Below are 14,102 nucleotides of genomic sequence, written 5' to 3' on the forward strand. Positions count from 1 at the left end.
CTGCTGGCATAAATTTTATGCTCCAGCATTGGGTAAGCGGCATTTATCTTGTCTTAACCGTTCATAATTTGTTCTCTTCCTGATGTTGTTTGATGTATTCGCTGGGAAGCATTCCCATATTTCTCTTGAAACTGTTGGTGAAGTAAGACGGGGAACTAAAACCGATTTTATTACTGATTTCGGCAATAGTATAGCGCCCTTCGAGCAACATTTGACATCCTTTGTTAAAACGGATGCGGCGGATGAAGTTTGCTGGAGCTTCTCCGGATATGGCATTCATTTTAATATATAAGTTAGAGCGGCTCATAAATAATTTGCTTGCCAAATCTTCTGTTGAGAATTTTTCGTCACTGATATTCTCTTCAATGATTTGTATCACTTTACTTAAAAACTCTCTATCCAAAGTATTGGAAGTCATTTTAGCAGTATCTATATTGGTTGTGTTTGAATAATATTGCCGGAAGCGTTCTTTGGCTTTCAGTATATTATTTATTTTACCTTTGAGCAAAGAGAGGGAGAAAGGTTTTCCGATATAATCATCCGCACCGACATCTATGCCGGAGGTCTGGTCTTCGAGAGAGCTTTTGGCAGATAGAAGAATCACTGGAATGTGAGATGTCTGTATGTTGCGCTTGACTAACTTACACAATTGCAGACCATCCATTTCGGGCATCATCACGTCTGAGAGTACAATATCAATCGGCTGTGTTTTCATTATGTCAAGTGCTATTTTACCGTTTGTAGCTGTCACAACCTGATAGGATTGCAAGGATCCTTTTAGATAATCCAGCATTTCGGTATTATCATCTACTAATAATATAATAGGTTTGTTCATACCCTCTTCCGTATCATTCTCCAAACTATCCTCTGCCGGAATATAGGATATGGGTTCGTCAATATAGAACGTAGAGTTGGAACCTTTAACCGGCTGTTTTGCTAATTCTTCCGGAGTATATGTATTTATGTCTTTGGGAAGCGTAATACTGAACTGCGTGTATTGTTGCTCTTTGCTATTTACGGAAATGCTGCCATGATGTTTGTCTACTAGACATTTCACTAAAGAAAGACCAATACCGGTTCCTTTATCGTTTTCGTTCACCTGATAAAAGCGTTCGAAAACATTGTTCAGTTTTTCTTGGGGAATTCCTTTTCCATTGTCTTTGACATAAAATCCAAAGGTTTCTTCCTTTTCCCAAAGTTCCAACTCTATTTTTCCTTTATCTGGGGTAAACTTGAAAGCATTGGACAGCAGATTGATTAAGATCGTTTCAATATACTTCTTGTCAACCGGTAGTTGCGAAGTGGTTATTCCCGAATTGAATAGATAATCCATGTTTCGGGATTCCGCCTGATTATAAAACAACATGAATATCTGCCGGAACCATTCTTCAATATTACAGGCTTCTACCTGAATGGGTAAAGCACCGGATTCCGCTTTTCTGAAGTTTAAGAGCTGGTCAATGATATGCAATAATCTGCGGCTGTTTTGATAAATATATTGCAAGTTGCGTTGCAGCTTTTTATCCATCATTCTACTTAGTTTCATCATATCTTCCAGTGGGGCTATAATCAGACTTAGCGGTGTACGTAACTCATGTGACATATTCATGTAAAAACGAACTTTTTCAGTGTTTAGCTCTTGTAGCTTGTTGTGCTCCAAGGTTTCAACTTGGAGCTGCATCTTCATTTTGGCTCTTGCGATGAAGAAATACATAATCCAGCCGATGATACCTAAACCACATAGGACAAAGATAAACTTGGCTATCCATGTCTGATACCACATCGGGGTGATGTGTATAAAGAATTCGGTTGGCATTTCGCACCATTTGCCATCGTTGTTGCACGCTTTCAGCAAGAAAGTATAATGTCCGGGTGGAAGATTGGAATAGCTGACGTTACGTTCTTCGGTAGAATTCCACTCTTTGTCAAAGCCTTTGAGTTGGTAAGCGAATATATTGCGCTGATTGCTGAGATAGTTTGAAACGGTAAACCGGATATTGAATTGTCGTTGGTTGAACGGGAAGTTTATACCTTGTAATCGCCCATATTCACCCCGGTGTACCTGAATTATGCCATTTTGAAGATGAGTGACCGGCTGGTTCATAAGGGATATTCCTACAATATCGGGTTGAGGCATGAACGGATTTTCCATAAACTTGAACGGACTGAAATAAGTGATTCCGTTCAGACTTCCGAAATAGAAAGTGCCGTCGAAACCTTTACAGTAGCCATATACGTTGAATTCGTTGTGGCTTAGCCCGTCCTCTTGCCGATAGTTGTGAAATTGTTCGTTGTCGATGTCGAAACAGGATAACCCCTTGTTGGTACTCAACCACAAACGTCTTGAACTATCTTCCAAAAGACCGTATATGCAGTTGTTGATGAGCCCGTTTCTGACGGTGTAATGTTTGTTCAGTTTTATATTCGGCTTATACTGGTATAGCCCGTTGGCGGAAGTGACCCATATATTTTTATGGGTATCTTCATGGATGCAATAGGCTATGATATGAGCAGAGAAATCGGAAGACAGGTTATCGGTGAGATGTTGCACTTTAGGAGTTCCGTTATATAAAAACAATCCTTTCTCGGTGGCAATCCAGATTCTACCGGAAGAATCACGATATAAGGTTCTTATCAATACTCCGGATAGTTCGGGGTTACTTTCTGCCAATGGATGTTTCTTGAATTCTTTGGTCGCTTTATTGAAAAGTAGCAGGCCGACCATTGACCCTACATAAAAGTTGTCACCGTCATCCAACAAAGAATAGCAACTGTTGTCTTCCGCTTCCATTTGGGGAATTGAGAAATTTTCTATTTTTCCGGTTTTTGTATGGATGTAACTTAATCCGCCGGAATGTGTGCCCACATAGATATTGCCGGATTTATCCAATGAGATAGCTTTAATGTTGTTGGAACGTAATCCGTTGCCTTGTTTGGTTGCTTGGTAATATGAGAAAGTCTGCTTCTGGCAGTCGTAGTAGTTTACACCGCCGTCGTTTGTGCCAATCCATAAATTCTTAGTGGACGGTTCTTCCACGATGCAACTGACTACCTTGTCATTCAGGGAGTTGAAATAAGGAGAATACTTCAATGTTTTGAAAGTCGGGGCAAACGGATGGTAATAATTAATACCGTCATAATAGGTTCCTACCCAAATTCCACCTTGGTTGTCTATAAAAAGGGAACGGATAGAGCTATGAGACAAGCGTTTTTCAAAAACTTCATGTTTCGGGTCGAAACTGAACAATCCTTCGGTGGTACCAATCCATATTTGCCCGTCTGTATATTGTTTCAGTACTCGTACTGTGTTGGCGGGAGAAAATGTATCACTTTTATCTATTTGATATTTTTTCAGGATTTGCCATTCATTACTAAGTCGATAGATTCCTTTTTTTTGAGTTCCCACCCAGTAGTCTTTCGTTTGGACATTGTAAATAATACTGGCAATTGGTGTTTCCAGTATTTGAGGAAGTATTTTTTCACTTTTCTTTGTATGGATTGAGTATAAATATAGTCCTTGGGAAGTTCCTAATAATAATTCATCATTTATTCTGCAAATGGTGTTAATCGTTAAATGTTTGAGCTTGGGGTCGATAGTGAACTTCCCGTTTGCTATCTGAAAAGAGACGAGGCCGATATTCGTAGCGAGAAATAGGGTACCATTCTCCGCAACATCTACTATTGCCAGTACCTGAAAGGGAGTTTCGGGCAGGAGATAATTGGTAAAGTTGTCCGTTACCGGATTATAACGTGATAAACCGACTAAGGTTCCGAACCAGGACGTACCTTTCGAATCGGTGCAAAGAGAAATAATCTGATTGTTTGCTATGGACAGACTATCACTGGAAGTGTGGTAATAGGTGGTGAATGTATAGCCGTCATAGCGGTTAAGCCCGTCTGTCGTGCCTATCCATATTTTATTGTTGGCATCCTGCATCATTCCCCATACTGTGTTTTGAGACAAGCCTTCATTCACGGATAATTTTCTGAAGTTGACGTTATCAGTACTCGTCGCCTTGATGTGGAGACTGACAGACAATATAAGCAATAAGTAAATTACTTTATGGCTGGTAAACAGAGTTTTCATTTATATCTATTTGAGGTTTAAAAAATGATAGATTTGCAAGTCTTTTTTAGCGATTTCTATCATGAGCAAATTTAATAAGAATTTATCAATTTGTTTTCTTGTTGTTGCCTGTATCTATTTTGATTTTCTCTATTTTTATGTTGTTTATGTCTAATATCGTTATCTGGGTAGTCGAAAGCAGGCATCGGAGGAATAAAAGGAGCTTTAAAATAAAAGGAGGGTATCCGAAATTAAAGTTTCGGATACCCTCCTTTTATTTTCTTTATTTTATCTATTAAGAAGCTTTTTTCTCTTTCACATCACTGCTGGCTTCCACTACATTCACCACATAGTCACCAAGTTTTTCACATTCGGCGATGATATCCATGTAGTAAACTCCCATTTGATAATCATATTCTTTGTTGTTCACATCCAGAATATTTTGATTCTTCAATTGGTTGCGGTAGTTATTGATTTCGTTTTCAAGATTGAAGGATTTGTTAATGTCGATGCTTTGATGTTCCGGTTTCTCTACCACCACAATCATTTGAGCAAGCGCATCGTTAGTCAGTTTCATCATGAAGTGGATATGTTCGTATTGTTTTTCGGTAAAGTCCAGATTAGTCTGGCGTTTCCGGTTGATGGTACGTGCCAGGTTATAGCAGCTATCGCCGATGCTTTCGATTTCTGTCACTTCACGCAACATAGCACGTATTTGTAGCTTACTTTCAGAACTCAAACGGCCTTCGGACACCTGATTCAGGTAGTTGGCTATTTCAAGTTCCATATTGTCACTGATATTTTCATATTTCTCTATCCGGCTGAACAATTTATTAAAATCGTCATCCTTTTCCGTATGCAACAGATCCTGCACCATGCCGAACATCCGGTGTGTACGTTCTGCGAAAAGATGGATTTCCTTGCGTGCCTGAAGGATAGAAAGTTCGGCAGTGGAAAGCATACCACCGGTGATAAATCGCAGGCGGGGTTCTTCGTCTTCTTCTTTCGGATGAATTAAAGCACATACGGTACGCTCAATCAGTTTCACAGCCCATATCAGTATACAAACGTTACAGATGTTGAAGATTGAGTGGAAAGCCGACAATTTGTAGGAGATGGCAACTTCCGGATTATTGCTTTGGAAAAAAGTATCTACTACCCAGTTTACCAGTTCCATGAAAGGATGGAAGACAATCAATACCCAGATAACGCCGAATACATTAAAAACAAAATGGGCCAATGCTGCCCGCTTAGCCTGTGTGTTGGCTGTAAGTGCGGCAAGATTGGCCGTGATAGTAGTTCCGATGTTTTCTCCCAATACGAGTGCTGCTCCCAGTTCCAGGCTGATCCATCCGTTGGCACACATAATTAATGTGATTGCCATGGTGGCTGCGGAGGCTTGCACAATCATCGTCAGTATCGTACCGATAAGCAAGAACAGAATGATGGAGAAAAATCCCATATCCGTGTAGTTCTGTACGAAGGCAAGCATTTCCGGGTTGGCATTCAGGTCGGGTGCATTTGATTTCAGATAAGAAAGCCCCATGAAAAGGAAAGAAAAACCAAAAATGAATTCACCGATGGATTTGCGGTTACTTTTACCGGAGAAGATAAATGGAAGGGCGATGGCCAGGAGAGGAAGGGCAAAGGCAGCCATATCAACCTTAAATCCGAAAATTGAAATGATCCAGGCGGTTACGGTAGTACCGATATTGGCACCCATAATGACGCTGATGGATTCGGCGAGTGTGAGTAGTCCGGCGTTAACGAAACTGACGACCATTACCGTCGTTGCTGAAGAAGACTGGATAAGGGCCGTGATTAACACTCCTGTTAGAACTCCCGTTACCCGGTTGGTGGTCATTGCCGTTAGAATACTTCGCAATCTATCACCCGCGACCTTTTGTAAGCCCTCGCTCATGATTTTCATTCCGTAGAGGAAGAGTCCTAATGAGCCTATGAGCTTTAAAAAATCATAAAAAGAATATTCCATCTATAATATTTTTAATGGTTATTTGTTCTCTATCTGATTATAAGTATATTAGTACCAAATTATTCACCTTTTAACGAACTCGATGAAACAGATGTTACAAATATGTTGCAAAAATAACAATATTTCTAAAGAATTCCCTATCGGAAGCTCACTTTTGGATATTTATTACGGTTTTAATCTTAATTTTCCTTATCAAGTAGTGAGTGCCAAGGTCAATAATCGCTCCGAGGGACTTAATTTCAGAGTATATAACAATAAGGATGTAGAGTTTCTGGATGTGAGAGATCAGTCCGGTATGCGTACTTATGTCCGTTCGCTTTGTTTTGTCTTGTTTAAAGCTGTCACGGAATTGTTTCCCGAGGGAAAATTGTTTGTGGAACATCCTGTGTCAAAAGGCTATTTCTGTAATTTGCGGATTGGGCGCCCTATTGAACTTGAGGATGTGAAGCGTATCAAGCAACGGATGCAGGAGATCATTGCGGAAAATATTCCTTATCACCGCATTGAATGTCATACGGCAGAGGCAGTACGGGTTTTCAGTGAGCGGGGGATGAATGATAAAGTGAGGTTATTGGAAACTTCCGGTTCCCTTTATACCTATTATTATACGTTGGGTGATACTGTTGATTATTATTATGGTAATCTGCTGCCCAGCACCGGATATCTTAAATTATTCGATATTGTGAAGTATTATGACGGGCTGCTGCTCCGGATTCCGAGCCGGGAAAATCCGGATATGCTCGAAGAGGTCGTGAAACAGGAGAAAATGCTGGATGTCTTTAAGGAATATCTGAACTGGAGTTATATCATGGGACTTAATAATGCCGGAGATTTTAATCTTGCCTGTGAGGAAGGACATGCCACTGACTTGATTAATGTTGCGGAAGCATTGCAAGAGAAAAAGATAGCGCAGATAGCCGATACTATTTTCCATCGTGGCGAAAATGGTAACCGGGTAAAACTGGTCTTGATTGCCGGACCGTCTTCTTCGGGAAAGACAACTTTCAGCAAACGGCTTTCTATTCAGCTGATGACAAATGGATTGAAGCCATTCCCGATCTCTTTGGATAATTATTTTGTAGACCGTGAAGAAACCCCTTTGGATGAAAACGGAAACTATGATTATGAATCACTTTATGCGCTCGATCTGGAATTGTTTAATCAACAGTTGCAGGCGCTTCTCCGTGGCGAAGAGGTGGAACTGCCCCGTTTTAATTTCTCTCTAGGCAAAAAGGAATATAAAGGGGATAAACTGAAAATAGAAGATAATACAATTCTGATTCTGGAAGGTATTCATGCCCTAAATCCGGAACTGACACCGCATATACCGGCTGAACGGAAATTCAAGATTTACGTTTCAGCATTGACCACTATTTCGTTGGATGATCATAACTGGATTCCGACTACTGACAACCGTTTGTTGCGCCGCATTATCCGCGACTTTAACTATCGGGGATACTCTGCACGTGAAACCATATCACGTTGGCCTAGTGTGCGTGCCGGTGAAGATAAATGGATATTTCCTTATCAGGAGAATGCTGATGTAATGTTTAATTCAGCACTACTCTTTGAATTTGCCGTACTTCGTTTGCATGCCGAACCTATTCTGATGGGTGTCCCGCGAAACTGTCCTGAATATTGTGAGGCCTACCGGTTACTGAAGTTTATCAAATATTTTATTCCGGTGCAGGATAAGGAAATTCCGCCTACTTCTTTGTTGCGTGAATTTTTAGGAGGAAGCAGCTTTAAATATTAAGTAGAAAAATTAGGATATATTCGTGATTTGTATTTCCTTTGCAGAAAATACAAATAAACCTTTTGTTGTAGTGAAGCAAAGGAACACAAAAATAAACAATATTTGAGTGATATTTAGGGAAAGAATGTTATGGTTGTTATACAAAACTTTAAAATATTGAACCTTTGATTGCTTTTGCTGTTAAGAAGGGACTACATGCAACAAAAAAAATGTGAATATGATTTTTTATAATAGTCTTTTAGCGAAGTGGTTCTTAGGAAAAGGGAAGAAACACTATTTTATGTTAGGCTGGTTTTTCTTTACCCGCTATAAATATCTGGAAGTCTGGGAAGAAATGGAACTACGGATTCATGCCAGACAGTATTGGGAATGTTTTTCTTTAACCCTGATACCAGCACTTATTTTATCAATCCTGTTTTCATGGTGGTGGATGGTGTTGCCATTCGTGACTTATCACATACTTTATTGGTTTGAAAAGATCCTCCGTCCTCATTCTATCTTTAATTGGGAGGCGATAAAGCATAGTGGCGATACGCTTTATCTCAGGAAGAGAAAAGCGTATGCCTGGAAGAAATGGTACGGGAAGAAAGAATTGCCCGCATCCAGATGGAATGATTAAAACTTCACTTTAAATGCTTCTTTATCCAAAGCAGATGTCCATACTCGGTATCGTTGGAAGTCCAATGCTCATTCATGGGAGTAATCAGTGCTTCTTTCGGACAGTCTAGTACATTGTATACGATGTAGCTGGTTGTCGGAGGACATACATCATCGTTGAATCCCCATGTCATATAGGTATCTGCTTTGATTAATTTCGCAAAGTTCACAACATCATAATAGGCCATTGTCTTTATTTTTTCAGGAGTATCCATATCTACCGAATTCCTGAAGAAATGAGGATATCCGCCGGCACGTCCGGCTTTATAGCCTGCCATGTCACTTAATGCAGGATGATTGGCGACACAGGCTGTCACCCGTTGATCCAGTCCGGCAGTGATTAATGCCAAGGCTCCTCCCTGGCTACCTCCTTGTGCTATTACGTTTTTACCATCCCATTCAGGTAGGGAAGTCAGGAAATCAATAGCGCGTACACAGGCCAGATATACCCGTTTCATATAATAATTGTCGCGGCTGTCGAGTCCATTGGTTAAGTAGCCGTTCTCTCTGCCATTAAAAGCATTGCTGATTTCTTTGAATGCTTCGTCACTCATTTCCGGATGAAGGCCGTGTATCTCCATCTCAAAACGGATGCAGCCTTGCTCTGCATAATATTTGTGTCGCAGTGGTTCTTTGATTGTTTTGATTCCTGCTCCCGGAGGGCATAATACAACCGGAAATTTGCCCTCTTTCTTGGGATAGAACAAATATCCGTAGACGCATTGCCCGCGTTTGTTCAATTGCAATTTTACGAGATAACAATCTATTTTATCGGTTGAGTATTTTTCTACATGCTCTTTGGTGTACGTTAGAGGAAATTCTTTTTGTTCCGCTTTTGCTTTTTCCCAGAATTCATTGAAATCCGAAGGCATGGTAGTATATGGAAGAAGCTTTTCCGGCGAAAAACCGACTTTTACATGATGTGAGTAAGTCTTTCCATCTACGGTCGCTTTCAGCCGGCAATCACGGAATCCGGGTTCTTTCATTGTGCCGAGAGGAATTACGGCTTTGCCGTTTTTCAAAGTCACACTCCCTTTGGTGTCAGCGTTAGGCATCATGTCTCCCCCTATTTCATAGGTGACGGTTACGTTATCCCTGGGTATACCATATTTATAGAATTGTACTTCTACAGTTGCTTTTTCTCCTGTTTGATAGAGCCAGTCGGCATGGTTGGGAACTGTGACCCAAAGAACGTCACTTCTATAAGGGTAGTTTTCGGCTACGGCGGATAACAAAGTTAGTGACAATAGCCATACGGATAAAAGTAGTCTCTTCATGGTGTTATTCATTGTTTTTATGGATTTGAAATAGTAAGTTGTTTTAATTCTGTTGCAATATTACGCAAGATTCGGGAAAAGGAGGGTAGAAAAAATGTGATTTTAGATGGACTATTTGGTACTCTGACAAAAATAGCGGAAGTTTTTCACCCGGATGAAAAGCTTCCGCTATTGAACAGAAGAAAGGTTCTTCTTTTATCAGGATGGAACCTTTTATCTTAAGGCTTCCACCTCTTCCGGTGTCAATGGAATCTTTTTGCCTAATCGGCGGGCACCGGTTTCTGTAATCAGATAATCTTCTTCATTGCGGATACCACCGAAGTTTTTATAAGTTTCCACTACATCATAGTTAATGAAATCAGTGAACTTCTTTTCTGCTTTCCACATATCGATCAATTCAGGAATAAAGTAAATACCCGGTTCTACGGTATGTACAAATCCCGGCTCCAATGGGATGGCGAGGCGTTGCGATTTGCGACCGAACTGTGTGCTCTTCGGCTGGCCGTTGTAACCTACCCATATCTCTCCCAGATTCTCCATATCATGTACATCCAATCCCATCATGTGACCTAATCCGTGCGGATAGAACAACGCATGGGCACCTTCGCGTACAGCATCCTCGGTATTTCCTTTCATCAATCCGAGCGTCTTCATGCCATCCACCATGACGCGGGCCGACAGTTCGTATACGTCCATATAAGGAATACCCGGGCGGAGAGCTTTTACAGATTCCAGGTGCATCGCATTCTGAATTTCGTATACTTCACGCTGACGGGTGGTGAACTTCTTATCGGCAGGAATGGTAGACGACATATCACCCGCATAACCGGATTCAACTTCTGCACCGGCGTCGATTAAGAACAAATCACCCGGCCTCACTTTATTTCCGTGATAATGGTTGTGCAGAGTCTGCCCGTTGATAGTGGCGATGGTGGCGAATGAAAGTTGGCAGTTGTTAGATTCGGCCACCCGGTTCATTTCAGCTACCACTTCATATTCATACATACCCGGACGAAGTACCTTCATGGCTGTAATATGCATATCGGCAGTAACATCGCAAGCCTTTTCTATCTCTGCGATTTCTTCTGCAGATTTATAGTTGCGTTGAGCGATCACGGCACGGATGAATGGAACAGAACCTTCCTGATGTGCGGGAGGAATACCCAGCCAGTCCATCAGCTTCAGCTTATGTTCGGGGCGGTAAGGAGGCAGATAGTGAACTGCTTTCCCTTTCTGCACACACTGATGGAGATAGCTTACAATGTCAGCAGACGGCATCAGATTTTTTACGCCTACACGTTCGCATTTTTCGTGCAATGTCGGTTGTGACCCCATCCATACGATTGCGTCGATAGACAACTCATCACCAAAGATGATTTCTTTGTCTTCATCCATATCGATAATAGCCGAAAGTCCGGCACATGAAAGTCCGAAATAATAAAGGAAAGTGGAATCCTGACGATAACGGAACGTGTTATCTTCGTAATTCAGTCCGCACTCGTCATTTCCGAGAAATAACAACACTCCGGAGCCTAAGTTCTTTTTCAGCAGGGCTCTCCGCTGCATATACGTTTCTTTGGCAAACATATGGTCCTAGTTTTTAAGTTCGTGCAACAAAGATAACGAATTTTGTGTTATAGGATTAAAAATTATCTCCCTAATCTGTGTAATCTCTCGTTAAAAAGTTACTTTTGTAGCGAGAAACAGTAGAAAGCAAAAACGAATATGGCACAAGGTTCCCGTCAAATACAATCTCAGGCGCAACAGCAGGTACAGACGCTCTCGCCCCAGCAGATTCTGGTCGTGAAACTGTTGGAGCTTCCCGCAGTAGAGCTGGAAGACCGTATCCATGCTGAACTGCTTGAAAATCCGGCACTTGAAGAAGGTAAAGAAGAGAATGCTACGGATGATGAATATTCTGATACCGACAATGCAGAGGATGGCATGGATAGCGATGCCAACGACTATGATTCTTTGAGTGACTATCTGACAGAAGACGATATTCCCGATTATAAATTGCAAGAGAACAACCGTTCGAAAGATGAACAGGCGGAGGATATTCCATTTTCCGACTCCACCTCTTTTTATGAAATCCTGAAAGAACAGTTGCGTGAACGTAACCTGACAGAGCACCAGTGTGACTTGGTGGAATATCTGATCGGTTCATTGGATGATGACGGATTGCTTCGCAAATCTTTGGAAAGTATCTGCGACGAACTGGCGATTTATGCCGGTATCGAATCGACCGAGGAGGAACTGGAAGAAGCATTGAGCATCTTACAGGACTTCGATCCGGCAGGTATCGGTGCGCGTAGTCTTCAGGAATGTCTGTTGATACAGATTTGCCGGAAAAAAGAAGAAGAGAAAACTCCCAGTCCTATCTTGAATCTGGAAGAAAGGATTATCAGAGAATGTTACGAAGAATTCACCCGTAAACATTGGGAGAAGATTATAAAGAAACTGGATATTGATGAAGAGACTTTCCGGGAAGCCATTACTGAAATAACCAAACTGAATCCACGTCCGGGTGCTTCTTTGGGAGAAGCAATCGGCAGGAATCTCCAACAAATAGTTCCCGACTTTATGGTGGAAACGTATGATGACGGAACCATCAATGTAAGCCTCAATAACCGCAATGTTCCCGAACTCCGTATGAGTCGTGATTTCACGGAAATGGTGGAGGAGCATACAAAAAACAGGGCCAACCAGTCTAAGGAATCTAAAGAAGCGATGATGTTTCTGAAACAGAAAATGGATGCGGCACAAGGATTTATCGATGCTGTCCGTCAGCGTCAGAATACCTTGATGACTACCATGCAGGCGATTATCGACCTGCAACGTCCTTTCTTTTTGGAAGGAGATGAATCGCTGTTGAAGCCGATGATTCTGAAAGACGTGGCGGAACGTACGGGATTGGATATTTCGACCATCTCCCGTGTGAGTAACAGTAAATATGTACAGACGAATTACGGTATCTATCCGCTCAAATACTTTTTCAGCGACGGATATACTACAGAGGATGGCGAAGAGATGTCTGTCCGTGAGATTCGTAAGATTCTGAAAGAGTGTATTGAAGGCGAGGACAAGAAGAAACCCCTGACCGATGATGAATTGGCGGATATATTGAAGGAGAAAGGGTATCCCATTGCCCGCAGGACAGTAGCCAAATACCGTCAACAGCTGAATATCCCCGTAGCACGACTGCGGAAATGAGAGTTTTTTAAGTATTAAGTATAAAGTATTAAGTATTAGTGCTGATGGACAGAGAGAGAGAACATATCATAGCGGATAAGACGATGTTGCAGGTGGCGAGAGTCACTTCGATGGTCTTTACTCCATTTTCTATTCCGTTTTTATCGTTTCTGGTGTTATTCCTGTTTTCTTATCTTCGTATCATGCCGATACAATATAAGTTGATAGTGTTGGGAATCGTTTACTGCTTCACCATACTGACACCTACTATTACCATTTTCCTGTTTCGTAAAATCAATGGATTCGCCCGTCAGGAGTTGAGTGAACGTAAGAAACGTTATGTGCCTATCCTGCTGACCATCATCTCGTATGTGTTCTGTCTGCTGATGATGCGCAAGCTGAATCTCCCGTGGTATATGACCGGTATCATTCTTGCTTCTCTGGTAGTGTCCATCATTTGCATTGCGGTAAACCTGAAATGGAAGTTGAGCGAACACATGGCAGGAATGGGCGGAGTGATCGGGGGATTGATTTCTTTCAGCGCCTTGTTCGGTTACAATCCGGTCGCATGGCTATGCCTGTTTATTTTGATTGCCGGTATATTAGGTTCTGCGCGCATTGTGTTGGGGCATCACACGCTGGGTGAGGTGCTTTCCGGTTTTGCTGTCGGTCTGATATGTGCCCTTTTGGTACTTCATCCGGTGAGTAACATCTTATTTCGAGTATTTTTATTTTAAAACAGTATAAATCCTAAAAACTAATCATTATGAATTTTCCACAGAATTTGAAGTACACGAACGAACACGAATGGATTCGCGTTGAAGGAGACATTGCATACGTTGGTATCACCGATTATGCACAGGAACAATTGGGCGATATTGTGTTCGTAGATATCCCGACTGTTGGTGAAACGTTGGAAGCCGGTGAAACTTTCGGAACGATTGAAGTAGTGAAAACTATTTCCGATCTTTTCCTGCCTGTAGCAGGTGAGGTGCTCGAACAAAATGAAGCATTGGAAGAAAACCCGGAACTGGTAAATAAAGATCCCTATGGCGAAGGTTGGCTGATTAAAGTGAAACCGGCCGATGTAAAAGCGGTAGAAGATTTGCTGGATGCCGAAGCCTATAAAGCTGTGGTAAACGGATAATTCTTACCGTACTT

The 14,102-nt window shown here is 41.6% G+C and carries 9 protein-coding genes; 5 read left to right on the plus strand and 4 right to left on the minus strand.

Features of this window, described 5'->3' with window-relative positions; genetic code table 11:
• Window positions 1-61: 61 nt before the first annotated feature.
• Both AAHJ11_RS18110 and AAHJ11_RS18115 read right to left on the minus strand, forming a co-directional pair.
• Entirely contained in the window at window positions 62-4,087 is a 4,026-nt protein-coding gene (locus AAHJ11_RS18110; RefSeq protein WP_148367073.1) for a two-component regulator propeller domain-containing protein, read from the minus strand.
• A 274-nt stretch (window positions 4,088-4,361) separates the two neighbouring features.
• Window positions 4,362-6,059, minus strand: a complete 1,698-nt coding sequence (locus AAHJ11_RS18115; RefSeq protein WP_074636458.1) for a Na/Pi cotransporter family protein — start codon at window positions 6,057-6,059, stop codon at window positions 4,362-4,364.
• Between the two features lie 82 nt (window positions 6,060-6,141).
• Between AAHJ11_RS18115 and AAHJ11_RS18120 the strand changes: the two genes are divergently transcribed.
• Window positions 6,142-7,815, plus strand: coding sequence for a nucleoside kinase (locus AAHJ11_RS18120; protein ID WP_074636456.1), 1,674 nt, complete (start codon window positions 6,142-6,144; stop codon window positions 7,813-7,815).
• A gap of 217 nt (window positions 7,816-8,032) precedes the next feature.
• Complete coding sequence (locus AAHJ11_RS18125; RefSeq protein WP_099146918.1) at window positions 8,033-8,434, plus strand: hypothetical protein; 402 nt, start codon at window positions 8,033-8,035, stop codon at window positions 8,432-8,434.
• Window positions 8,435-8,438: 4 nt separating this feature from the next.
• On the opposite strand, the gene AAHJ11_RS18130 is transcribed toward AAHJ11_RS18125, so the two are convergent.
• Window positions 8,439-9,749: an acetylxylan esterase gene (locus AAHJ11_RS18130; protein WP_320975226.1), complete on the minus strand. Its 1,311-nt coding sequence runs from the start codon at window positions 9,747-9,749 to the stop codon at window positions 8,439-8,441.
• 213 nt (window positions 9,750-9,962) lie between these two features.
• The gene (locus tag AAHJ11_RS18135; protein ID WP_320975225.1) at window positions 9,963-11,336 is read right to left on the minus strand and encodes an aminopeptidase P family protein; all 1,374 of its coding nucleotides are present in this window, start codon (window positions 11,334-11,336) and stop codon (window positions 9,963-9,965) included.
• 138 nt (window positions 11,337-11,474) lie between these two features.
• Here AAHJ11_RS18135 and rpoN point away from each other — a divergent pair, with 138 nt between their 5' ends.
• From rpoN to gcvH, 3 genes are read left to right on the plus strand one after another with little or no spacing between them, the layout of a single operon-like run.
• Window positions 11,475-12,962 (plus strand): RNA polymerase factor sigma-54, encoded by a 1,488-nt coding sequence (gene rpoN / locus AAHJ11_RS18140; protein WP_074636450.1) that lies wholly within the window; start codon window positions 11,475-11,477, stop codon window positions 12,960-12,962.
• Window positions 12,963-13,006: 44 nt separating this feature from the next.
• Window positions 13,007-13,678, plus strand: coding sequence for a phosphatase PAP2 family protein (locus tag AAHJ11_RS18145; RefSeq protein WP_074636447.1), 672 nt, complete (start codon window positions 13,007-13,009; stop codon window positions 13,676-13,678).
• A gap of 29 nt (window positions 13,679-13,707) precedes the next feature.
• Window positions 13,708-14,088: a glycine cleavage system protein GcvH gene (gcvH, locus tag AAHJ11_RS18150; protein WP_074636444.1), complete on the plus strand. Its 381-nt coding sequence runs from the start codon at window positions 13,708-13,710 to the stop codon at window positions 14,086-14,088.
• Window positions 14,089-14,102 lie beyond the last annotated feature (14 nt).

Origin of the sequence: Bacteroides sp. 90-K9/2 (genome assembly GCF_047310725.1) — a bacterium.
GTDB lineage: Bacteria > Bacteroidota > Bacteroidia > Bacteroidales > Bacteroidaceae > Bacteroides > Bacteroides vicugnae.